18 protein-coding genes and 1 pseudogene are annotated in these 23,421 nt (G+C 69.0%); 13 read left to right on the top strand and 6 right to left on the bottom strand.

Translation table 11 applies throughout. The features are described from left to right. Positions 1 to 61: 61 nt before the first annotated feature. Positions 62 to 691, bottom strand: coding sequence for a PH domain-containing protein (locus AMYBE_RS42220; protein ID WP_020661875.1), 630 nt, complete (start codon positions 689 to 691; stop codon positions 62 to 64). A gap of 324 nt (positions 692 to 1,015) precedes the next feature. On the opposite strand from AMYBE_RS42220, the gene AMYBE_RS0123680 reads away from it, so the two are divergent. The 4 genes from AMYBE_RS0123680 to AMYBE_RS0123665 all read left to right on the top strand — a co-directional run bounded on the left by AMYBE_RS0123680 (position 1,016) and on the right by AMYBE_RS0123665 (position 4,839). Continuing rightward, on the top strand, positions 1,016 to 2,899 hold the full coding sequence (locus AMYBE_RS0123680) for an acetolactate synthase large subunit (RefSeq protein WP_020661874.1): 1,884 nt from the start codon (positions 1,016 to 1,018) through the stop codon (positions 2,897 to 2,899). Then, positions 2,896 to 3,402: an acetolactate synthase small subunit gene (gene ilvN / locus AMYBE_RS0123675; protein WP_020661873.1), complete on the top strand. Its 507-nt coding sequence runs from the start codon at positions 2,896 to 2,898 to the stop codon at positions 3,400 to 3,402. The genes AMYBE_RS0123680 and ilvN overlap by 4 nt, the downstream gene beginning before the upstream one ends. Before the next feature lie 42 nt (positions 3,403 to 3,444). Further along, a complete protein-coding gene (gene ilvC, locus AMYBE_RS0123670; protein WP_020661872.1) occupies positions 3,445 to 4,458 on the top strand; it encodes a ketol-acid reductoisomerase in 1,014 nt (337 codons plus the stop codon). A 114-nt stretch (positions 4,459 to 4,572) separates the two neighbouring features. Then, positions 4,573 to 4,839, top strand: coding sequence for a DUF397 domain-containing protein (locus tag AMYBE_RS0123665; protein ID WP_020661871.1), 267 nt, complete (start codon positions 4,573 to 4,575; stop codon positions 4,837 to 4,839). Between the two features lie 139 nt (positions 4,840 to 4,978). Here AMYBE_RS0123665 and lepB read toward each other — a convergent pair whose 3' ends face one another. Continuing rightward, a complete protein-coding gene (lepB, locus tag AMYBE_RS44170) occupies positions 4,979 to 5,497 on the bottom strand; it encodes a signal peptidase I (protein WP_281172139.1) in 519 nt (172 codons plus the stop codon). A 486-nt stretch (positions 5,498 to 5,983) separates the two neighbouring features. Here lepB and AMYBE_RS0123655 point away from each other — a divergent pair, with 486 nt between their 5' ends. Together AMYBE_RS0123655 and AMYBE_RS0123650 are read left to right on the top strand one after the other, a co-directional pair. Then, positions 5,984 to 6,664, top strand: a complete 681-nt coding sequence (locus AMYBE_RS0123655; protein ID WP_020661869.1) for a HEAT repeat domain-containing protein — start codon at positions 5,984 to 5,986, stop codon at positions 6,662 to 6,664. Further along, on the top strand, positions 6,658 to 7,695 hold the full coding sequence (locus AMYBE_RS0123650; protein ID WP_020661868.1) for a HEAT repeat domain-containing protein: 1,038 nt from the start codon (positions 6,658 to 6,660) through the stop codon (positions 7,693 to 7,695). Before AMYBE_RS0123655 ends, AMYBE_RS0123650 begins: the two co-directional genes overlap by 7 nt. 115 nt (positions 7,696 to 7,810) lie before the next feature. On the opposite strand, the gene AMYBE_RS42215 is transcribed toward AMYBE_RS0123650, so the two are convergent. The 4 genes from AMYBE_RS42215 to AMYBE_RS46295 all read right to left on the bottom strand — a co-directional run bounded on the left by AMYBE_RS42215 (position 7,811) and on the right by AMYBE_RS46295 (position 12,033). Continuing rightward, a complete protein-coding gene (locus AMYBE_RS42215) occupies positions 7,811 to 8,704 on the bottom strand; it encodes a nuclear transport factor 2 family protein (protein WP_020661867.1) in 894 nt (297 codons plus the stop codon). Between the two features lie 95 nt (positions 8,705 to 8,799). After that, positions 8,800 to 10,191, bottom strand: a complete 1,392-nt coding sequence (locus AMYBE_RS0123640) for an ankyrin repeat domain-containing protein (RefSeq protein WP_245573242.1) — start codon at positions 10,189 to 10,191, stop codon at positions 8,800 to 8,802. Positions 10,192 to 10,807: 616 nt separating this feature from the next. Further along, positions 10,808 to 11,641, bottom strand: coding sequence for a TIGR03620 family F420-dependent LLM class oxidoreductase (locus AMYBE_RS0123635; RefSeq protein WP_020661865.1), 834 nt, complete (start codon positions 11,639 to 11,641; stop codon positions 10,808 to 10,810). Further along, positions 11,638 to 12,033, bottom strand: coding sequence for an LLM class oxidoreductase (locus AMYBE_RS46295; RefSeq protein WP_020661864.1), 396 nt, complete (start codon positions 12,031 to 12,033; stop codon positions 11,638 to 11,640). Before AMYBE_RS46295 ends, AMYBE_RS0123635 begins: the two co-directional genes overlap by 4 nt. A gap of 506 nt (positions 12,034 to 12,539) precedes the next feature. Here AMYBE_RS46295 and AMYBE_RS0123625 point away from each other — a divergent pair. The 7 genes and pseudogenes from AMYBE_RS0123625 (at position 12,540) to AMYBE_RS0123595 (ending at position 23,309) form a co-directional block, all read left to right on the top strand. Next, on the top strand, positions 12,540 to 13,139 hold the full coding sequence (locus AMYBE_RS0123625) for a TetR/AcrR family transcriptional regulator (RefSeq protein WP_020661863.1): 600 nt from the start codon (positions 12,540 to 12,542) through the stop codon (positions 13,137 to 13,139). Between the two features lie 79 nt (positions 13,140 to 13,218). After that, entirely contained in the window at positions 13,219 to 14,817 is a 1,599-nt protein-coding gene (gene serA, locus AMYBE_RS0123620; protein WP_020661862.1) for a phosphoglycerate dehydrogenase, read from the top strand. 250 nt (positions 14,818 to 15,067) lie between these two features. Next, positions 15,068 to 18,400 carry a S8 family peptidase gene (locus AMYBE_RS0123615; RefSeq protein ID WP_027927930.1) on the top strand — a complete coding sequence of 1,111 codons (3,333 nt, stop codon included), beginning with the start codon at positions 15,068 to 15,070 and terminating at the stop codon, positions 18,398 to 18,400. Between the two features lie 262 nt (positions 18,401 to 18,662). Beyond that, entirely contained in the window at positions 18,663 to 19,703 is a 1,041-nt protein-coding gene (locus AMYBE_RS0123610) for a 3-isopropylmalate dehydrogenase (protein WP_020661860.1), read from the top strand. A 477-nt stretch (positions 19,704 to 20,180) separates the two neighbouring features. Then, positions 20,181 to 21,523 (top strand): annotated as a pseudogene (locus AMYBE_RS42205) (FecCD family ABC transporter permease). Further along, the gene (locus AMYBE_RS0123600; RefSeq protein ID WP_020661859.1) at positions 21,524 to 22,312 is read left to right on the top strand and encodes an ABC transporter ATP-binding protein; all 789 of its coding nucleotides are present in this window, start codon (positions 21,524 to 21,526) and stop codon (positions 22,310 to 22,312) included. It begins immediately after the preceding pseudogene. 151 nt (positions 22,313 to 22,463) lie between these two features. Continuing rightward, positions 22,464 to 23,309: an ABC transporter substrate-binding protein gene (locus AMYBE_RS0123595; RefSeq protein WP_245573241.1), complete on the top strand. Its 846-nt coding sequence runs from the start codon at positions 22,464 to 22,466 to the stop codon at positions 23,307 to 23,309. Positions 23,310 to 23,421: the final 112 nt, after the last annotated feature.

The raw sequence follows: 23,421 nt of genomic DNA, 5'->3' as shown, positions 1-23,421 counted from the left end.
AGGTCAGAAGGCTGAACCAGGCGGAGCGGAACAGTGGCTCCGCAAACTGGTCCTACCAATTCTACTCGCTGGGTTTGCCGCTGCCTCCGCCGGTCTCCGAGGCGGCCGGCTTCGTGTCGCCGCCGGACGGCGACTCGGCGGTTTCGGCGGCGGTGCCGGAATCGGCGTTCGGCTGGTGTTCCGGCGTCGCGGCGACCGGATCCGGCTTGGCGTCCGAAGCGGCGGCCTGGGCGGCCTCGGCCTCGGGAGCGTCCGGCTTCCGCCCGGTCAGCTCCTCGTCGCTCAGCACTCCCGACGGGTCCTTGATCTTCCCTTCGCTGACGAGCGCCAGCACCGGCAGATGCCGCGTCCGCACAGTGGGAAGGCTGACCTGAGTGTCGTCCTTCAGAACCGCGCGCACCCGGGCCTTGTGGATCGCCAATCCCTTGAGTGAAGACCACGGCAGCTCGCGCTGGCCGAAAACCGTCCGGACGTGCAGTCCTTCCCTCGTCGCGACGGTGCGCGTGCGTGCGACGAACACCAGCAGCGCGAGCGGGAAGACGTACAGCCACTGGAACCCGCCGATCTCGCCCAGTGCGATCGGAGTCACACAGATGGTCAGAAGACCGATCGCCAGGTACGCCGTGGTCGGGATCCGGAACACGGCCTTCCGGCCCTCGTCCGCGCGCTGGTGCTGCTGTTTCTTGGCCACGCAGGAATGGTGCACCGACGCCCGGAGCGACCTGCGCCCGGGTCGCGGCGGTGCAGTACTGGCCGTCCACAATGCGGAACCGCTGTCCCGTAGAGTTGACACTCGGCCAGGCGCGAGACTAACGTCGGGTCCGTGATTACGCAGACCGGTCTCGTACTTCCTCAGCGCGTCGACGCTTAGGAACAGTCCGCTGCGTCGACGCGCGACCCTCGTGCGACCTTACGGTCGGCGAGGGTTTTTTGTTGCGTGAAACCGGTTCCCCGACCGGAAGTACGGCCCAGACAACCCGAACGAGTGACACCGAGAACCCACGAGGCAGAACCGATGACCAGTGCCACGTCGCGGAGCGACGCGAAACCCGGGCCGACCGCGCCCGGAGTCCCCGGAGCCCGTCCGAAGCCGGCCCCGCCCGCCGGTACGCCGGTGCGCCTCACCGGTGCGCAGTCCCTCGTCCGCTCGCTCGAAGCGGTCGGCGCGGAAGTCGTGTTCGGCATTCCCGGTGGCACCATCCTTCCCGCCTACGACCCGCTGCTGGACTCCACGAAGGTCCGCCACGTCCTCGTCCGCCACGAGCAGGGCGCCGGGCACGCGGCCACTGGGTACGCGCAAGCGACCGGCAAGGTCGGCGTGTGCATGGCGACCTCCGGCCCGGGCGCCACGAACCTGGTCACCCCGCTGGCCGACGCCAACATGGACTCGGTCCCGGTGGTCGCGATCACCGGGCAGCAATCGCGCAACCTGATCGGCACCGACGCGTTCCAGGAAGCTGACATCTGCGGCATCACCATGCCGATCACCAAGCACAACTTCCTCGTCACCGATCCGGCGGAGATCCCGCGGGCGATCGCCGAGGCGTTCCACCTGGCCTCGACCGGACGGCCCGGCCCGGTGCTGGTCGACATCCCCAAGGACGTGCTGCAGGAGATGACCTCGTTCTCCTGGCCGCCAGAGCTGCGCCTGCCGGGCTACCGCCCGACCCTGCGCCCGCACGGCAAGCAGGTCCGCGAAGCCGCGAAGCTGATCGCGAAGGCGCAGCGACCGGTGCTGTACGTCGGCGGCGGCGTGATCAAGGCCGAGGCGTCCGAGCAGCTGCTCGCGCTGGCCGAGCTGACCGGCATCCCGGTCGCGACCACGCTGATGGCGCGCGGCGCGTTCCCGGACTCGCACCGCCAGCACGTCGGCATGCCCGGCATGCACGGATCGGTCGCCGCGGTCGCGTCGATGCAGCGCGCCGACCTGCTGGTCGCGCTCGGCGCCCGGTTCGACGACCGGGTCACCGGCCAGCTGTCGTCGTTCGCGCCGGAGGCGAAGATCGTCCACGCGGACATCGACCCGGCGGAGATCTCCAAGAACCGCAAGGCGGACGTGCCGATCGTCGGCGACTGCAAGGAGATCATCGGCGAGCTGATCGACGCGGTGAAGGCCGAGTTCGAGCACGCCCGTCCCGACCTGTCCGACTGGTGGACGCAACTCGACTCCTGGCGCGAGGACTACCCGGCCGGCTACGAATGGCCGGACGACGGCTCGCTGTCGCCGCAGTACGTCATCGAACGGATCGGCGAGCTGGCCGGGCCGGACGCGGTGTACACCGCGGGCGTCGGCCAGCACCAGATGTGGGCCGCGCAGTTCATCAAGTACGAGAAGCCGCGCACCTGGCTGAACTCCGGCGGCCTCGGCACCATGGGCTACGCAGTGCCGGCCGCGATGGGCGCACAGTTCGGCCTGCCCGGCACGCAGGTGTGGGCGATCGACGGCGACGGCTGCTTCCAGATGACCAACCAGGAGCTGGCCACCTGCGCCATCGAGGGCGCGCCGATCAAGGTCGCGGTGATCAACAACGGCAACCTCGGCATGGTCCGGCAGTGGCAGAACCTGTTCTACTCCGAGCGGTACTCCAACACCGACCTCGGCACTCACAAGCACCGCATCCCGGACTTCACGCTGCTGGCCGAGGCGCTCGGCTGCGCGGGCCTGCGCTGCGAGACCAAGGCGGACGTCGACGCGACGATCCGCCGCGCGATGGAAATCAACGACCGTCCTGTCGTGATCGATTTCGTCGTGGGGAAGGATGCCCAGGTGTGGCCGATGGTGGCCGCGGGCACCGGGAACGACGAGATCATGGCCGTCCGCGGCATCCGGCCGCTGTTCGACGACGACGAGGTTTCGCAGGAGGCTGCCGAGGCCGCCGCGGAGGGAGAGCAAGCATGACCGTCCACACGCTGAGCGTGCTGGTCGAGAACAAGCCCGGCGTGCTCGCCCGGGTCTCCGGACTGTTCTCCCGCCGCGGCTTCAACATCGAGTCCCTTGCTGTCGGGCCCACGGAGAACCCCGAGGTGTCCCGGATGACGATCGTGGTCGCCGTCGAAGAGCTACCGCTCGAACAGGTGACCAAACAGCTCAACAAGCTGGTGAACGTGATCAAGATCGTCGAGCTGGAACCGGGCAGCGCGGTGCAGCGCGAACTGCTGCTCGTCAAGGTCCGCGCCGACGCCACCGTGCGCAGCCAGGTCCTCGAGACCGTCCAGCTCTTCCGCGCCAAGGTGGTGGACGTCTCGCCGGAGGCGCTCACCGTCGAGGCCACCGGAACGTCGGACAAGATCGGCGCGCTGCTGCGGATGCTGGAGCCGTACGGCATCCGCGAACTCGTCCAGTCCGGCATGGTCGCGGTGGGCCGCGGGGCCCGCTCGATCACCGCCGCTTCTCCCCGCTGAACCACAGATTTCGTGTAAGTACGGAAGGAAGTAGTACCCCCCATGGCAGTGGAAATCTTCTACGACGACGACGCCGACCTGTCGATCATCCAGGGTCGCAAGGTCGCCGTGATCGGCTACGGCAGCCAGGGCCACGCGCACTCGCTCAGCCTGCGCGACTCGGGCGTCGACGTCCGCATCGGCCTGCCGGAGGGGTCGAAGTCCCGGGCGAAGGCCGAGGAGCAGGGCCTGCGCGTGCTGACCCCGGCCGAGGCTTCGGCCGAGGCGGACCTGATCATGATCCTCGCGCCGGACACCAAGCAGCGCTACATCTACGAGCAGGACATCGCGCCGAACCTGAAGGACGGCGACGCGCTGTTCTTCGGCCACGGCTTCAACATCCGCTACGACCTGATCAAGCCGCCGGCGAACATCGACGTCGCGATGGTCGCTCCGAAGGGCCCGGGCCACCTGGTCCGCCGCCAGTTCGTCGACGGCAAGGGCGTCCCGGCGCTGATCGCGGTCGAGCAGGACGCGTCCGGCAACGCCCAGGCGCTGGCCCTCTCCTACGCGGCCGCCATCGGCGCTGCCCGCGCCGGCGTCATCAAGACGACCTTCAAGGAAGAGACCGAGACCGACCTGTTCGGCGAGCAGGCGGTTCTCTGCGGTGGCGCGTCCGCGCTGGTGCAGACCGGTTTCGAGGTGCTGACCGAGGCGGGCTACGCCCCGGAGATCGCCTACTTCGAGGTGCTGCACGAGCTGAAGCTGATCGTCGACCTCATGTACGAGGGCGGCATCGCGCGCCAGCGCTACTCCATCTCCGACACCGCCGAGTACGGCGACCTGACCCGCGGCCCGCGCGTCATCTCGCCGGCGGTCAAGGAAGAGATGAAGAAGATCCTGGGCGAGATCCAGGACGGCACCTTCGCCCGCGAGTGGGTTGCCGAGGACGAGGCCGGCCGGCCGAACTTCACCAAGCTCGAGGAGCAGGGCAACCAGCACCCGATCGAGGCGACCGGCAAGAAGCTGCGCGACCTCATGTCGTGGGTGGACCGCCCGATCACCGAAACCGCCTGACGGTTTCCCGATCCGCGAGTCTTTTTGCCGCGAGGCCCCGTCGTCCCTGGTTCGGACGGCGGGGCCTCGTGCTGTCTCCCGGCGTTTGGCCGTCCGGCGGCCTACGCTGGTCCGATGAGCGGGGCGACCGACGACAAAGCACACATCCGGCACGAACTCGATTTGGCTGACGCGACCTGGGTCCGCGCCGAGCCGGCGGGTGCGGCCCTCGAGCACTGCGCGGAGTACGCGTTCGTGCCGCATTCGGACGGGGTCACCTACGTCGCGATCCGGCAGCCGACCGATCCGGACGGGGCGGTGCTGGTGTTCACGCCGTCGGAATGGGACGCGTTTTCCCGCGGGGTCCGCGACGGGGAGTTCGATTTGCCGGGGAAACCGTAGCCGGGGAGCGGCAGGTTCGCTGGATCGAGGTCACCTTCTCCCTGATCTTGGCACCCGGTTTGTTCGTTCTCGCTGAAGTTGCAGGCTGGGCTGGACGAGGGCGGCCGAAATCGATCTGAAATCCGTGGCGGCTGGACGCCTACCGTGGCGGGTCCAGCACCCCGATGACGTTCTCCACGGGAACCGTGCCGGACACCCCGCCGCCGCCCCGAAAGCGCGAATCCGCAGCGTCGTTGCGGTTGTCGCCCATCGCCCACAGGCGGCCTGGCGGGATGACGACCGGGCCGAACGACATCGGGTGGTCCTGGAGATCGCTCTGCTTCCCGTGGAGATACGTCTCGTCCAGCGGCTTGCCGTCGATCAGCAAGCGGCCCTGCGAGTCACAGCACGCCACGGTCTGGCCGCTGACCGCGATCACCCGGTCGATCAATCGCTGCCGATCGCCTGCTGCCCACGTTGTCGGTGGGCTGAAGAGGATGATGTCCCCAGGGCGGGCGCTGTATGTTCCGGCTTTGAGCGACCGAAACGTGACGTTTTCTCCGGCGTGGAGCGTCGGCAGCATCGACGCCCCCGTTACGGCCACACTCTCCGTTGCAGTCGGATCTGCAGTTGGCGTCCCCAGGATTCTGCCGTCCCCGCAGCCAGCGAGCAGGATCATCGCCATCAGCCCGGACACGCACCCGGACGGCGCGGAACCTGGACGCGGCCGCACATCCCCTGAAACCTGCTGGACCATCGTTTCCTTTCCGCGCCGCCTCCGCGGGGCAACCGCCGCTGCCCGCACGCTAACGACGGTTGATGAAAACCAGATGAAACAACAAGGCAGGTCAAGGACTCTCAACCGGGCGCGCGCGGCGAGACCCTGCCGGCGAGGCCGCGTGCGCAGCCCGGGCGTTTCTGGGGTGATTCGCGGGTGACGGTTGCCGAGGTTTTCGCGGGAACGCCCGAGCCTCGTCTGCCGGGAGCGTTGCCGAAAGACGGCGACGCCCGCAATGGCACGCATCGGACGAGCCGTGCCCGCTCGTGCGAGTCGCGGCCGGCGCGGATCGCGTCCGGCCTGACCAGGGGTTCGCCGCCCGTTTGCCGGTCGGGCTTGACCTTGACATCGTGACAAGGTCTTGACTGGTCGGCGGAGGTGATCTCGATGAACTCGACACAGGAGAATCCCCAGTACCAGCCGCTGATCGAAGCGTTGGGCGCCGAGAACTCGTCGATTCGTCTGCAAGCCGCGCTGGCGGTCGGGACGCGCCCGGACGACGCCGGTTTCGTCGATGTCCTGGTCGGCCGGTGCGCGGTCGAACCGGACTTCTACGTCCGCGACATGTTGACCTGGGCATTGACCCGGTTCCCGGCGACGGTCACAGTCCCGCGGTTGATCGCGGACCTGCAGTCGGCCGTGGCGCAGGCCCGGAGCCAGGCATTGCATACGTTGTCGAAAATCGGCGACCGGAGCGCGTGGCCGGCGATCACCCGATCGCTGCTTCGCGACGTGGACGACGAGGTCGCGCGAAGCGCCTGGCGCGCGGCGGTCATCCTCGCGCCCGACGAGGCCAAAGCCGGGCTCGCCGCGGAACTGGCGACTCAATTCGGCCGCGGCGACCGGACGGTGCGGCTGAGTCTCAGCCGGGCGCTCGTCGCGCTCGGACCGGTGATCGAGCCGGTGCTGGCAGCGGGTCAAGCGCACGCCGACCCTGAGGTACACGAGCACGCAGCCGTCACCGAGCGGCTGCTGCTTGACCCGGACACGGGGTTCGACCAGGCAGTGGACGAGGCGAAACGGATCGTCGCGCTCGGTCCGGAGCGGGCGCGGGAGGTCGCGTGCTGATCGGTGAGGTCGCGCGCCGCTCGGGGGTGAGCACTCGGATGCTCCGGCATTACGACACCCTCGGGCTGGTGCGGCCGACCGGGCGCACCGTCGGCGGCTACCGCGAGTACTCCGCGGCGGACATCCGCCGGATCTTCCACGTGGAGAGCCTGCGCTCGCTGGGCATGTCGCTGCGCCAGATCGGACGAGCGCTGGAAGATCCCGCGTTCGTGCCGGCCGAACTGGTCGGCGACCTCATCCGGCGGACCGAGGACCGGTTGAAGCGGGAGCAGGAGTTGCTCGATCGGCTCCGCGCGGTCGATGCCACGGCTCCCTCTGGCTGGGAGGGAGCCCTGCGCATCGTCGAGCTTCTGCGCGGACTGGGTTCGCCTGGTGCCGCGCGCCGGCAACAGACCGTCCTGGCTCCGGCCGACGAGCTGCCGGTGCCCGCGGAAGTCCTGGCCAGGGCGGTCCTCGCCGAATCCGATCCGAATGTCGCGGGCGCCTTGCGCTGGGCGCTCGCCCGGGCGGACGGCGATGGTGTGGCAAGCGTGGCTTCTGGCATGCGATCGGAGGACCCGGACATCCGGCGCCGCGCGATCCTGGCGGTCATCGAAATGCCGGGTGAGGACGCGACGGCGGTGCTGACGGCCGCACTATCCGATTCGGACGCGACCGTTCGTCGCTACGCGGCGCTCGCGTTAGGGGCGCGTGGTTCGGCGGACGCGGTGCCGACGCTGGTCGAGTTGGTCGTTTCGGGGCGAAGCGATGTCGAGGCGGCAGAGGTCTTGAGCGAGATGGCCGCCACGAATGCGGACGGGATCGTCCGGGTCCTGGCGGACGAGCTGGCCGCGCATCCGGACGATTCCGCGGTGCGGATCCGGTTGACGCAGGCGCTCGCCGAGCTGCCGGGGACTCTTGCGCTGGACGTTCTGCGCGGGCTGGTGGACGACGGGGACCGAGCAGTCGCGTTGGTGGCCTCGGCGTTGGCGGGAGTTGTCGAGGGGCGTGGCGGAGACGACGGCATCGCGGCAGACGGGGCCGGAAGTTAGCGCGACTGGGGCATTTTCGCTGGTCGAAGTGTCTTGCCGAATAATGGCGAAAGGCGAAGAGGGCGTTGCAGCTGCCGAAGGGGAGACCGGGCGGCGGCGCTGCAACGGGTCGCCGCTATTCGCCAACACCGGCGAGCAGCTCCGGAAGTCGACCGGTGGCGGCGGCCAGCGCGAGGTGGTCGCCATAGTCGCGGGACTCCACGATGTGCCCGTCGCGGACGCGCATCGCGAAGATGTTATTGATCTGGAATGGTGTGCCAATTCCGGTTTCGCCCAGATACGTCGACTCGCCGATGATCACTTCTGGATCGGTGCCCAGGTGCAGCACCAGATCGGTCACTTCGATCCGTAGCGCGGACGCGGCAGCGGCGGAGAAGTGGGCGCGCAGATCGTCGCGGGTGCGCAGGACCGGGGAGTCAGGCAGGAACGGGTGGCGGACGTCGGTTTTAGCCGCGTAGAGATCGGGCAGGTCCGACCACTGTCGGTCAGCGACGCCGAAGACGAGCCGTTGGAACACGCCTTCCCTGCTGTCCGGCGGGGAGAGTTCCGGACGAGGCGCGGCCGGGCGCAGGTCGTAGGCGGGCGCGTTCTGGTAGGCAGCTGGCAACCCTGCGGTCGCGTCCTGGGCGAGGGCTAATTGCAGGTAGTCGTGGTAGTCGCGGGTATGGGCCAGGAGCCCGTCCCGGGCGCGGAGGACCTGGATGTTCGCCGATTCGGTCGTCCGGCCGGCGCGAAGCGACTCCGTCGTGTACCGGTATTCGGCGACGATCACCTCCGGGTCGGCGGTTTCGTGGACGGTGACGTCGTGGGCCTTGATGCGAATGGCCTGGCTGGGGGCGCTGCCGAATCGCGCATGCAGCGCGGCTCGGCCTTCCAGCCGGGTTGGCCGGGGGACTGCGGTGGGGTGTTCCACGACGGTGTCTTCGGTGTAGAGCTGCGCCAGGTCGGCGAACCGGCCCTCGGTGATTCCGCGGAGGAGCTGGTCGAACAGGTCGCGCGGGGTGGTCATGGAGTCCTCCCGAAGCGTAGGCAAAACGGAGTGGGAAGTCCGCTAAGGAGAAAGATACGGACTGACCACTCCGGTTGTCCACGAGGCGTCGCCAGTCAGCGGCGACCGAGCCGGTGCAGCAGTTCCTTGGCCGCGGGGCTGTCGCACGCTTCTGCCCAACCTTCAGGTGTGCTGTCCCAGAGAGCGTCGCGCGCGGTGAGGTCCGCGCCGGCGGACACGAGGATCTCGATGACGTCCAAGTGCTCGGATTGGGCCGCCAGATGCAGCGCCGTGATGCCGACGCCGTGGCCTGGACCGCCGAAGGTGCCGATGTGGTTGACGTCCGCGCCGAGCGACAGCAAGGTTTCGGTCGCCGCTGAATGGCCACGCGCCGCGGCCCAGGTGAGAGCGGTGCCGCGGTAGACATCCGCGTTCAGGTTCGCTCCGCGGGCCGCCAACGTCCGCAGTGCGTCCACTTGGTCGTTGCGGGCGGCCCAAGCCAAGGACTCGTCGAGGATCTCGGCCGGATCGGTCGTCGGTCGCCAGCGCGGGAAACCGCTGTGCGGCCGGTAGAACCCACGGTGTGCTCCGGCGTTCGGGGAAAGAGTCCCAGCCGGGCCGACAAGTTCATCCAATAGTGCGCCGTCGCCTATGCCGGCTGCCACGCGCAGGTTGCGAGGGGACCGTTCGCGCGCTGCCAGTTTTTCGGCCACCGCGCGGTTTCCCCAAAACAACGCCACTACGAGCGGTGTGCCGCCGTCGCCTCGGCCGGGGACATCCAGCGGTGCGCCGGCTTCGATGAGGATCTCGGCGATTTTCGGCAAATCGCTGTATGCGCACTGGTGCAGCGCGGTCCACCCGTGCGCGTTGGCCCGCGAGGGGTCGGCTCCGCGGGCCAACAGAAGTCGGACCAGGCCCTCGTCTTGGGTCGCGGACGCCATCCCCAAAAGATCGTTGCCGTTGGTACCGCGCGCGTAGACTAGATGGGGAGCTTCGTTCAGCAATGTTGATAGCGCCGCTGTGTCCCCGGCTTCTATCAGTTGATATGCCCGGGCGAACGGTTCGCCGTTTTTTGGCAACTCCTTCACGTGGGCCTGCAGCGCGCGCCAAGTCCGGAAGCCGTGCTCTCTCGCGATGACCGTCGACGCGCCAGTGCGCGTGAGCGGTTGTTCGTGCCGGGCGAATGCCTCGCATGCGTGCGGGGTGCCGTCTTCGGCGGATGCGAGGAGCCCGTCGGCCCGGCCGCGGTAGTACTCGACGTCTTGGTGATAGGCGTGCTGGAGGCCGGGTCCGTACTCGGTGATCCGGCGGACGTACGACTGAAGCTGTGGCCAGCTGGGAAATCCGTAGCGACGGGCGAGACGGAACTGCGCTTCGGACAGGGCGATGCCGTCTGCGCGGGCGAGGTCTTTGGCTTGCTTGCGGAGCTGGCCGAGGTCGGGTTTCGCGGGCAGGGCAGACATCGCAGGAGTCCTTTCTTCCCTGGCGCGCCCGTGGTCCGCTGGCACCGGGCAGGGAAGAAGGAGAGCGCTCGGCAACTGGTGGTACGGGGGTGGGCTCAGCCCTTTCCGCGGACAGGATGCGGCCCCTGCCGCGCGGACACGACTTTAGCGCACGACGAGGGCGGTCGTCGTGCGTTGTCCACGGCGGCGCCTGGCATCGCCGTCAAGGGTCCGCGGGAGGCGTTGTGCTGGCGCGGCCAAGAGAGCCGGAGGGCGCGTAGCCGGAAATTGGCGACATCGCCGTCAAGAAGGGACGGGTGCGGGGGTGCGCGCGTCCGGCGAGTCGAAGGTTTTGGCTGGCACCGGGCGTTTCTCGGTGAACTCTGTTTTCCAGCATCGGCACGGAAGCTGTAGGCAACCGCCGATCGACCCAGGGCGGGAAACGCACCAGGCGTCGGCCAGTCGAAGGCTCGTAACCCGGCGGCTGGAACCCGGCGGCGGAAGGCGGCCAAAACTGCGACCCGAACCGCGGCCCGAACCGCGGCTGTCCGGGGACCGTAGCCGGACGCTCCCGATCCCCGGGCGGATGAAGCCGTTCCACGGACGGCAGCTCCAAGGTCAACTCCATGCGGTTCAGCAGCCCGGGCCATCTCCGCGCGGGCCGAGCGCGACCAAGCGAAGATCACCGCACCAACGGTGCGAGCCGCCGCCAGCCCTCCACCGGAATCTCCGGGCCGGCGCTCAGTACCTGGACGCACACCTGGTCGGCCCCCGCCTCAAGATGTGCGCGGATCCTTCCCGCGACCTCTTCCTCGTCGCGATAAGCCACGATCGCGTCGACGAGCCGGTCGCTGCCGCCGCCGGCCAGATCGTCGTCGGAGTACCCGAGACGGCGCAGGTTCGCGCGCTGGTGCGGGGCCAACTCTACGTATTGCGCGACATGCTCGCGGGCAATGCGCTTGGCTCGCAGGGGATCCGAGTCAAGGACGACCGCCTGTTCGACTGCCAGGTACGCGCCTGGGCCCATCGTCTCCCGCGCGAACGCCGTGTGTTCGGGCGGCACGAAATACGGGTGTGCACCGTCGGTCCGTTCTGCCGCCAGTTCCAGCATCTTCGGCCCGAGCGCGGCAAGCAGCCGGCGCGGCCGGAACTCGCCGGAGACGGCGAGGTCCACGGCGTCCATAGCGTCGAGATATTCCCGCATCGTCGTGCGCGCGCCGCCGGGGAGATGGCCGCCCAGGCCGAGGACGAATCGGCACGGGTGGGCTTCGTTCAGGGTGCGTCCGGCGGCTTCGGCGGCGATCGGGGAGCGTTCGGAAAACCGGGCGATCCCGGTTCCGACGGTCAGCTGAGTCGTCGCGTTGAGCAGAAGCGAAGCGTGGGTGAAGGCCTCGCGGCCCCGGTATTCGCCGAACCACAGTGCGGCGTAGCCCAGAGATTCGGCCTCGGCCGCGGCGGCCCGGACCGCGCCGGCGTCGTTGCCGTCGAAGGCGAAGGTCCAGATTCCGATCGTCATCGCGAGACCTCCGTGACGGCGGGGGCCAGTGTCGCAAGCACGTCCACAATAGACTCCAGAGTGGTGGTGGCCGGGCTGATCAGGGCGTGATCGGCTCCGGGGTCGAACAGTTCTTTCCGTCCTCCGGCGATCGTCGCGGGGGAGCCGCGCCGGACGAGGTTGTCGGTGGAGCGTTCGCTGGGGCCGGCGACGTACGCCTTCGCTTGGCGCAGGCAGTTCGCGCGACCAGATGGACCTGTTCCCGAGCGTGCGCGCGGGGTGTCGAACAGAACGGTCTGCTGCGGGAGCAACAGCTTGTCCGGCCCGAGAATCTTGCGCGCATAGGGCGTGTGTTCAACGGGTTGAGCGAGCGGGTGGGCGCCGTCGGCCAGGTCACGGGGCGGTTTCAGCATCCGCGGGCCGACAGCAGCGACTGGTCGCGGGAAGGCGACCGGTGTGGGTCTTTCCGCGGCTGTGGTGTCCATTTCGGACAGCTGTGGGCGCATCTTGTCGTACGGCGGCCTGGAACGCATGGCCGATGCTGAGCACGAACCGCCGGGATGGGCCTGGCCCGTGTCGCTCCGTTGGCCTGAGCGGTCCGGCCGGGCGCGACCAGGCGTTCGTGATCCCGGTGCCGAGAACCACGTCCTCCGTCGACGCCGGCAAGTCACCGAAATGCGCGAAGAATTCGCGGGTGCCCGGGCCCTCGCAGCGCCACACCGGGCCGCAGCCGGGTGCGGCCAGCCGGCGGCTCGCGGTGCGTCCGGCGTCCGGCGGCGGGGCGGTGGGCAGCCAGGCATCGACCGCGCCCCGTCTTGCCCGGGATTTTTCGAGCACGATTCCTCCATAACTTGAGGCAGCCTCCGGTTAATATACGGAGTCACCCTCCGATTTGTCACGCGATAAACTCGGAGGCGAGATGAGCGACGTCAAACCGATGCGCGCGGACGCCCGCCGCAACTACGAACGCCTGCTGGTCGAGGCCAGGCGGGCCTTCGCTGAGCGCGGCGTCGATGCCTCCCTTGAAGACGTCGCCCGCAGCGCCGGCGTCGGGATCGGCACCCTCTACCGCCACTTTCCGACTCGTGATGACCTCATCGAGGCCCTGTTGCGGGATCGATTCGACACGCAGGCGGCGAAGGCGCGCGAGCTGTTGGCCGCCGAGGACCCGCTCGACGCGCTGTACGCGTGGCTCGTCGGGTTCGGCGCGACGTCCTCGTCCTACCGCGGCCTCACCGAGCTCCTGGCCGATGCGATCGACGACCCGCGATCCCGGCTGCACGCCTCCTGTGAGGAGATGCAGACCGCGGCGTCCCATCTAGTGGACCGCGCGCAGAAGGCAGGCGTGCTCCGCGCCGATCTGACCGTCCGGGAGCTGCTTCTGTTGCTGCACGGCGCTTCCTGGGGCGGAACGCACCTCCCCGGCGACGGCGGAACGGAGCGGTTGCTGTCCCTTGTTTTCACCGGATTACGGGCAAGTGAACAGCGGGGGCAGCGAGGTGGTGCAAGAGCGGGTTAAACTCCCGCCGTCCGGGCACAATGGCGTGCGCCGCAGGAGAGCGTCCTCGATTTCGTGACCAGATAGTGGGAGCCGCATCGTGACCAAGCCCAACAAACCCGTCGTCCTCATCGCGGAGAAGCTCGCGCCCTCCGTGCTGAGCGTGTTCGGTGACGAGGTAGAGGTCCGGCAGGTGGACGGCACGGACCGTCCCGCGCTGCTCGAGGCGGTGAAGAGCGCCGACGCGCTCCTGGTCCGATCCGCCACGAAGGTCGACGCCGAGGTGCTCGGCGCCACCACGCAGCTGAAGGTCGTCGCCCGCGCGGGCGTCGGGCTGGACAACGTCGAGGTCCCGGCCGCCACCGAGCGCGGTGTGCTCGTGGTCAACGCGCCGACGTCGAACATCGTTTCCGCCGCCGAGCACGCGGTCGCGCTGCTGCTCGCGGTCGCCCGGCGCGTTCCCGCCGCGGACCAGAGCCTGCGCGGCGGCGAGTGGAAGCGCAGTTCGTTCTCCGGCGTCGAGATCAACGGCAAGACGGTCGGCGTCGTCGGCCTGGGCAAGATCGGCCAGTTGTTCGCGCAGCGCCTCGCCGCGTTCGGCGCCAAGCTGATCGCGTACGACCCCTACGTCTCGGCCGCGCGCGCCGCACAGCTGGGCATCGAGCTGGTCACCCTGGACGAGCTGCTGGAGCGCGCCGACGCGATCTCCATCCACCTGCCGAAGACCCCGGAGACCAAGGGGCTCATCGACGCCGAGGCGCTCAAGAAGACCAAGCCGGGCGTGATCATCGTCAACGCCGCCCGCGGCGGGCTGATCGTCGAAGAAGCGCTGGCCGAGGCGGTGCGCAGCGGGCACGTCGGCGGCGCCGGCATCGACGTGTTCGTGACCGAGCCGACCACCGAGAGCCCGCTGTTCAACCTGCCGAACGTCGTGGTCACGCCGCACCTGGGCGCGTCCACCGCCGAGGCGCAGGACCGGGCGGGCACGGACGTCGCGCGTTCGGTGCTGCTGGCGCTGCGCGGCGACTTCGTGCCGGACGCGGTCAACGTGTCCGGCGGCGGTTCGGTCGGCGACGAGGTCCGGCCGTACCTGTCGCTCACCCAGAAGCTCGGCCAGGTGCTGACCGCGCTGAACCCGAAGGCGCCGACGTCGGTGACCGTCGAGGTCAAGGGCGAACTGTCCAGCGAGGACACCTCGGTGCTGCAGCTGGCCGCACTGCGCGGGCTGTTCGCCGGCGTGGTCGACGACCAGGTCACCTTCGTCAACGCGCCGCGGCTGGCCGAGGAGCTCGGCGTGCAGGTGGAGCTGACGTCGGTGTCGGAGAGCCCGAAGTTCCGCAGCTTGGTCACCATCCGCGCGGTGCACGGCGACGGCACGGTGCTCACCGTGTCCGGTGCGGTCACCGGCAAGGACGAGGTCGAGAAGATCGTCGAGGTCAAGGGACGGCACTTCGACCTGCGCGCCGAGGGCGACGTGCTGGTCCTCGAATACCCGGACCGCCCGGGCGTCATGGGCCGGGTCGGCACGCTGCTCGGCGAGGCCGGCATCAACATCGAGGCGGCGCAGATCAGCCAGACCACCGACGGCACGGACGCGATGATGCTGCTGCGCGTCGACCGGCACGTGGACAGCAACGTGCTGGAGCCGATCGGGGCCACCGTCGGCGCGCACACGATTCGCGCGGTCGACTTCAGCTAGTTCCCTACGTCTCGAACGGCCCCTTTCCCGTACCGGGAGAGGGGCCGTTTCGCGCTTCGCCCAGACCGGCAACATTCGGGTAACGGAGCCTTTTCCGCACGAAAGTAGGTGTTTCGGGCGGTTAGGTTCTGTGCCGCGAGGCCGAACCACGCGCCGTGAGAGCACGGCGCGGCGCCAGTGCTCACCGTCGGGGGTTGCGAGGTGGGAGCACCGGCAGGTTCGTGATGCTGGCCTCGAGAAGGGGTTACTCATGAGCAGAACCCGGTTGCCCGGGTGGGCCGCCCGTTCAGTGGTCGTGGGCTCCGCGGTGGTGCTGGCGGCGGCGGTCGCCGTGCCCGCCGCGTCCGCGCAGGGCGCGCCGCTGGCCGAGCCGGTCGTCCCGGCGAAGGTCGACGCGAGCAAGGTCGCGGGCAAGCTTTCGCCCCGGCTGAGCGCCGCGCAGGGTCCCGTCACCGCGTTCATCGAGCTGGCGAAGAAGCCCGCCGTGGACGCGTTCAAGGCGGAGGAGGGCAAGGGCAAGGAGAAGGCCAAGCAGGCGGCGAAGGCGGCGAAGGCCGAGACCGCGGCCGCGGTCAACTCCGTCGTCGGTCAGTTGAAGGCCGCGGACGCGGGCATGAAGCTGGTCACGCAGACCGCCAACGCGGTGGCCGGTGCGGTGGTCACCGCCGACGCCGCCAAGATCCGCGAACTCGCGCGGCGTCCGGACGTCGTGTCGGTGCGCACCGTCGTGCCGAAGACCCGCACCAACGCCAGCGCCGAGCAGCTGACGAACACGCTGGTGAGCTGGCAGAAGACGGGCAAGTTCGGCGACAACATCCGCGTCGGCGTGATCGATGACGGCATCGACTACACACACGCCGACTTCGGCGGCCCCGGTACGGCTGAGGCGTACAACGCCGTCGACCGCGCCAAGCCGTCGCCGCTGTTCCCGAGCGCCAAGGTGGTCGGCGGCACCGACCTCGTCGGCGACGACTACGACTCGGCGGGCAAGACCGGCTCGCCGACGCCGAAGCCGGACCTCAACCCGATCGCGTGCGGCGAGCACGGCACGCACGTCGCGGGCACCATCGCAGGGTTCGGCGTGAACGCCGACGGCAGCACGTTCACCGGCGACTACAAGAAGCTGAACAGGAAGACGCTCGACGCGATGCGGATCGGGCCGGGCACAGCGCCGAAGGCTCTGCTCTACGCGGTCAAGGTATTCGGCTGCAAGGGTTCCACCAACGTCACCTCGCAGGCGCTGGACTGGGCTCTCGACCCGGACGGCGACGGCGACTTCACCGACCACCTCGACGTGGTGAACCTGTCGCTGGGCAGCGACTTCGGCGCGCCGGACGACCCGGACTCGCTGTTCGTGCGCAAGCTCGCGCAGAACAACGTGCTGCCAGTGATCTCGGCGGGCAACGGCGGCGATATCAACGACATCGCCGGTTCGCCGGGCAACACCCCGGAAGCGCTCACCGTGGCCAGCAGCCGCGACGCGGGCGAACTGCGCGACGCGGTCGAGGTCAAGACGCCGACCGCCGGTCAGCAGCCGGGCCAGTACAGCCAGGAATACACCGGCTACGACAACCTCGACCTGACTGCTCCGGTCGTGCCGCTCGCGGCGGACAACAACGCCGGCTGCAAGGCTTACTCGGCCGAGGACAAGGCGAAGGCCGCCGGCAAGACGGTGTGGCTGGAGTGGGACGACAACGACGCCACCCGGGCGTGCGGGTCCGCGGCGCGGGCCAACAACGCGCAGGCCGCCGGTGCCAAGGCGGTGCTGCTTTCGTCCACTGTGGAGCACTTCGGCGCGGGTATCGCGGGCAACGCGGCGGTCCCGATGTTCCAGTTCACCGGCAAAGCGACGCAGTCGGCTCGCGCCGGCCTGAACGCGGGCACGCTGACCGTGCGGCTGTTCGGTGCCGGGCGGACCACGCTGCAGACCTATGACCAGTCCATCGTGGACACTCCGAGCTCGTTCACCTCGCGCGGCGGACGCGGTCCGTCGGTGAAGCCGGACGTCGCGGCTCCGGGCGACACGATCACGTCGGCGTTCCGCGGCAGCGGCAACGGCCGGCTGGTCATCTCGGGCACGTCGATGGCCGCCCCGCACACCTCGGGCATCACGGCGCTGGTCCGCCAGGCACACCCGGACTGGAGCGTCGAAGAGGTCAAGGCCGACGTCGTGGGCACCGCGGTGCACGACATCACCGACGGCGCGGGCCACACCTACGGCCCGCAGCGCGTCGGGGCCGGCCGGATCGACGCGAAAGCTGCCTTGGACAACCAGGTTCTCGCGTACGTGCAGGATGACCCGGGTGCCGTCAGCGTCACGTTCGGCACAGTCGAGGCCGGCGGTCCAGTGACGCTGTCGAAGACCATCAAGGTGGTCAACAAAGGCGTCAAGGCCGCGGAGTACTCGGTGGGCTACGAGGCGGTCAACAGCCTGCCCGGTGTCGAGTACACAGTGGACAAGAGCTCGGTCAAGCTGAACCCGCGCGGGGTCGCGACGGTGCAGGTGACGTTGAAGATCGCCGACCCGAAGGCACTGCGCAAGGTGCTCGACCCGACGATGGCGGCGACGCAGGCCGGCCTGGCGCGACAGTTCGTGGCCGACGCTTCGGGCCGGATCGCGTTCACCCCGAAGAACGGCTCGACCGTTCCGCTGCGGGTTGCCGTGTACTCGTCGCCGAAGCCGGTTTCGGCGATCACCACGCCGACCGGCGTGCGCTTCGGCGCGAACAGCGCCCAGGCCGTGCTGAACGTCGGCGGCAAGGGCATCGACCAGGGCACCGGCGCGCAGCGCTACCGCTCGCTGATCAGCGTGCTGGAACTGCAGGCCGAGTCGCCGCAGCTGCCGGAGTGCGACGCGCACGTCACGGCGGACTGCACGCTCAACCGCACCGCCAAGGGCGGCGACATCCGGTACGTCGGCGCCGCGTCGACGGCCCCGCTCGCCAAGGCCCAGGGGGATCCGGAGAACGCGATGCTGGCGTTCGGGGTCACCACCTGGAGCGACTTCGCGAACCTGGGCAGCAACACGGTGCCGTTCGTGGACATCGACACCACCGGCGACGGCAAGCCGGACTTCGAGACCTTCGTGACGAAGGCGACCGGGTCCGACGTCCTGCTGGTGAACACGGTGTCGCTGACCAAACCGGGCAACCCGTCGGTGGATCTGCAGGCGATCAACGGCCAGCTCGGCGACGTCGACACCAACGTGTTCGACTCGAACGTGATGGTGCTGCCGGTCAGCATCGCCGCGCTCGGGATCGACCCGAAGGCGGCGTCGCACCGGATCAGCTACACGGTCGGCACCGCCGGCTACTACGTCGCTCCGGGCAACAAGAACGGGCTGATCGACGAGGTCGGCACTCCGCTCTCGTTCGACGCGCTAGCGCCCGCGTACGCGGTCCAAGGCGGCGGCGACGCGGCTCTCGGCTACGCCGCTAAGCCGGGGACTGCTTTGGTGGTCAACCGGAACCAGGGTGCGATCGCCGGAGACAAGGCGAAGGGCCTGCTGGCGATCGAGCACCACAACGCGTCCGGGCAGCGAGCCTCGGTCGTGCGGATCGAATCGCAGCTGCAGCGCGGCTGAGCTCGTCACCCGTTCAGGGGAGGATGAGCTGTGGTCGCCGAACGGCCGCATTGCGGGAACGCGGGGGCTTGGCCAGGCTGTCCGGCCTGGGCAAGCCCCCGTTCTCGTTCCCCCGAACGGGTGTCTCACCCTGTGGGAGGATGCGGCATAAGGGTGGTGCGGCTACGGCCTCTTGTCTACGGCCGGTAACCTTCCGCTGCTGGCGTTTTTGTGCGAATGGGCCATCGGTGCGCCCGGTGGCCTTGGCTACGGAGGTGTGTGGATGCGGCTCGCTGTGATCCCAGGGGACGGGATCGGGCCCGAGGTGGTCTCCGAAGCGCTGAAGGTGCTCGGTGAAGTGGCACCGTCGGCGGAGATCACGAACTATGACCTCGGCGCCTCCCGGTGGCACGCCACCGGCGAGCTGCTTCCGGAGTCGGTGCTCGGCGAACTCCGCCAGCACGACGCGATCCTGCTCGGTGCGGTGGGCGACCCGACGGTGCCGAGCGGCATCCTCGAGCGCGGCCTGCTGCTGCGGCTGCGGTTCGAACTCGACCACCATGTGAACCTGCGCCCCGCGCGGCTGTACCCCGGGGTGCGCGGACCGCTGGCCGACCCGGGCGACATCGACATGGTCGTCGTGCGCGAAGGCACCGAAGGCCCGTACGCGGGCAACGGCGGTCTGCTGCGCAAGGACACCGAGCACGAGATCGCCACCGAGGTCAGCGTCAACACGGCCTTCGGCGTGCGGCGCGTGGTCGCGGACGCGTTCAACCGCGCCGAGCAGCGGCCTCGCAAGCACCTCACTCTGGTGCACAAGACCAACGTGCTGGAGCACGCCGGCTCGCTGTGGTCGCGGATCGTCGAAGAGGTCTCCCTGGAGCACCCCGAGGTCACCGTCGCGTATTCGCACGTGGACGCCGCGACCATCCACATGGTCACCGACCCGTCCCGTTTCGACGTGATCGTCACCGACAACCTCTTCGGCGACATCCTCACCGACCTGGCGGCCGCGGTGACTGGCGGCATCGGCCTCGCGGCCAGCGGCAACCTCGACATCACCCGCCGCAACCCGAGCATGTTCGAGCCGGTGCACGGCAGCGCGCCGGACATCGCCGGCCAGGGCCTGGCCGACCCGACCGCTGCGGTGCTGTCTGTGTCGCTCTTGCTGGACCACCTGGGCCAGAAGGAAGCGGCGCGCCGCATCGAGGCGTCGGTGGCGTTCGACCTCGCTACGCGAGACCAGTCGTCGCCGGGCGCGACCCAGGCGATCGGCGACCGGCTCGCCGCACTGGTCTCGTCCAACGTCCGTCAGGTCGGCTGACGCCGGCAGCCCTTTTCAGAACCCCTCGCCGCGGAAGCCGGTCGAAGTCCGGCGCTGACGCGCAACGGTGGGCCTTCCGGTCCTGTTCCTCTGGGACCGGAAGGCAAGCCCGATACCGGCGGGAGTTCTCGCTTTACCTCGTCCCCTCCCGTCGCGGTCCGCGGGAGACGACACCCCCGCTCCTGACGTTGCTGGCGGCTGCCGTCTTGCGCCCGTGGACCCGGTATCCGATTGGGTCCCTCCGCAGTGTCTTCGTCGTCGCGAGATCCTTCCTCCCGTCCCGAACCGGTACCCGGAGCGGCCGGACCGCCTTCTTCTGGCCATGCCGATGCCCGGAGCGCGAGCGGCTCTGCCTCGACGCCAGCCGCCCGGACCGACCACCTTGGCCAGGCGGGCGGACTTTCGCCGTTGCGCGGCGGCAGTGCGGCCAGAGACTCACAGCCATCGGCCGACACCGAGGCAGACGATGCTTCGCCGATGTCAGGCGACACCCGGTGGGGAAGCGCGGCCAAGGCCGATCAAGATTCGCGAGCGAGCGCCGGGACGGCCGACCGGTCGGTCCTCGAAGGCCCGGATGACCACCACACCAGCCTCCTGGACGTTTCTCGATCCGAGCGGTTTGCCCGGCTGCCCGGCATCCGGTCCGAAGGGCGGCGAGATGCGTTGCCGCTGGACGGCGAATCCGCAGCCGAGTCGCTCGTCGGTGCGGGCGGCACCCGCTCCGCGGGGAGTTCGGCCGCGTCGCCGCAGGATGGCGAATCCCTGGTCGGGGCCGTTGCCGGACCACGGCGACGGACGCTGGGCCCGGTCCTCGGCACGCTCGCCGTACTGCTCGCCGGGTCTGTTGTCGTCGCGGTCGGGATCGGAACGGTCGCCGTGCCGGTCACTCATACGTGGGCCTTTCTCCGTGCCGGCCTGTTCGGCGGGACGATCGGCCTGGACGACGTAGGCGAGTACCGGATCATCTGGGACTTGCGGCTGCCACGGGTGCTGCTCGCGGCGGTGGTCGGCGCCGGATTGGCGACGGTCGGCGTCGCCATCCAGGCGATGGTGCGCAACGCACTCGCCGAGCCGTATGTGCTCGGGATTTCTTCCGGGGCGTCGGTTGGCGCGGCGGCGGTGACGTTGTTCGGGGTTTTCGCGTCGCTCGGGATCTACGCGCTCTCGGCTGGCGCGTTTGTCGCCGCGCTCGGTGCGACGTTGATCGTTTATGTCGTGGCCCGTACGCGGCAAGGGCTTGCGCCGCTGCGGCTCGTGCTGACCGGGACGACGTTGTCCTATGGTTTCTTCGCCATCACCACCGTGATCGTCTTCCAAGCGCCGAACGGCGAGGCCGCGCGGTCGGCGCTGTTCTGGCTGCTGGGCAGTCTCGCCGGCGCGAACTGGGGCACACTGCCGGTGGCCGCGATCGTCGTCGGCGGCGGGGCGCTGCTGTTGTGGGCGTTGTCCGGCCGGCTGAACGCGCTCGCCATGGGCGACGAAGCGGCGACCACGCTCGGCGTCGACGTCGGGAAGCTCCGCATCTTGCTGTTCGTCGTTTGCGCTGCGATGACCGGCGTCCTGGTCGCGGTGAGCGGAGCGATCGGCTTCGTCGGGTTGGTCCTTCCGCACCTGGTGCGGTTGGTCGTCGGGGGGACCACCGCAGAGTGCTTGCCGTCGCTCCGTTCGCCGGTGCCGTCTTCCTGGTGTGGGTGGACGTCGCCGCGCGGGTTCTTGCCGCGCCCGAGGAATTGCCGATCGGTGTGCTCACCGCGGCGGTGGGCGTGCCAGCGTTCCTCATCCTGATGCGTCGCCGCGCCTATGTGTTCGGAGGCGCGTGAATGGACCTCTCGCTCCGCGACGTCAGCGTGACGGCCGCCGGCCGCAAGCTCGTCGCCGACGTGACTCTCGAAGCGCGGCAAGGGCAGTTCGTCGGGCTGCTCGGGCCGAACGGCAGCGGAAAGTCGACCACGTTGCGCGCCGCGTACCAAGCGCTCAAGCCCTCCGTCGGTGTTGTGCTGGTCGACGGCGAGCCGATCGACAGGATGGCTCCGCGGAAGCGGGCACGCGCGATCGCCGCGGTGGCCCAGGAAACGCACGCGGAGTTCGATTTCACGGTCGCCGAGGTCGTGGCGATGGGCCGGCTTCCGCACCATGGATTGCTCGATCGAATGACTGCGGCCGATCACCGGTTGTGCGCCGCCGCACTGGCGCAGGTCGGCCTCTCCGCTTTGGCGGATCGAGGCGTGCTCACGTTGTCCGGCGGCGAGCGGCAACGCGTCCTGATCGCTCGTGCGCTCGCGCAACAACCGCGGATCCTTGTGCTCGACGAGCCGACCAATCATCTCGACGTCCGGCATCAGCTGGAAGTCCTCGACCTCGCCCGCCGCAGCGGACCGACTGTGCTGGCCGCGCTGCACGACCTGAATCTGGCTGCTGCCGTGTGCGACATGGTCCACGTGCTCGACCGCGGGCGCCTCGTCGCGAGCGGAACTCCGGACGAGGTGCTCACCCCTGCTTTGCTCGCCGAGGTGTTCGGAGTGCGCGCGCATGTGGTGCCGCACCCGGCGTCGGGACGGCCGCAGTTGTTGTTCGACCGGCTCGAGTCTCAGGAGGACAGTGATGCGTAAAGCAGTCGCGTCGATCGTGGCAGCCGCTCTCGTCGTCACGGGATGTGGCGCCAAGGTGTCCGAACGGGACAGCGCAGCCGCTCCGGCCGGGTTTCCGGTGACCGTGACCAATTGCGGTTCGTCGTTGACCGTGGCGAAACCTCCTTCCCGGGTGGTCGCGAACGACATCGGCATCACGGAGCTGATGTTCGCTCTGGGGCTGGCCGACCGGATGGCCGGCTACGTAGTCGACAAAGGACAGTCCGGCGGTGTGGCGTCATCGCCATGGAAAGCCGAGTTCGCCAAGGTGCCGAAGCTCGCGGAGAAGATCAATCGCGAGGTGGTGCAGGGTGCGGGCGCGGACCTCGTGTTCGCGGGCTGGGGTTATGGCTTTTCGGAGGGGACCGGGTTCACTCCGGACTCCCTCTCCAAGCTGGGCATCTCCAGCTACCAGCTCACCGAGGCGTGCCGTAACGGCGCAGGCAAGCACAGGGGCATCATGAGGCCGCTTGACGCGCTGTACACAGACGTGCGCAATTTGGGGACGATCTTCGGGATCAGCGATCGTGCAGAACGTTTGATCGAAGACTACCGGTCCCGCGTCGCTGCCGCCACGAACTCGATGCCGGCCGGCCGGGTCAAGCCGAAGGTGTTCCTCTACGACGACGGCCGTGACCAGCCGTTCACCTCCGCGCGGAACGCCGGCCCAGACGAAATCATCACCAAATCGGGTGGCGTCAACATCTTCGCCGACCTCGACGACAGCTGGACGAGTGTCAGCTGGGAGGCCGTTGTCCAGCGCGCGCCGGACGTCATCCTCATCAACGACTACGGCAGCGAGGTCGGCAGCGTCGCGGACAAGGAGAACTTTCTCCGTTCGCGGCCGGGTCTCCGGGATCTCCCCGCAGTGAAGCAGGGACGCTTTTTCGCGCTGCCGTACGCGGCGTTGGTGGAAGGTCCGCGGAACGCTTCCGCGATCGAGGATTTCAGCCGTTACCTGGCGAATCTGCCCGGCTGACGGCTCTCAGAAGGTGGGATGCTTCGCCCGGAGCTTGGAAGCCGGGCGAAGCTGTGGCATAGTGTCTGTCATGGCCGCCATCTCCGTCATTATTGCGCTGCGCGCCGGATAG

This window comes from Amycolatopsis benzoatilytica AK 16/65 (assembly GCF_000383915.1).
In the GTDB taxonomy this organism is placed as follows: domain Bacteria; phylum Actinomycetota; class Actinomycetes; order Mycobacteriales; family Pseudonocardiaceae; genus Amycolatopsis; species Amycolatopsis benzoatilytica.
This window is presented reverse-complemented; position numbering and strand designations above follow the sequence as displayed.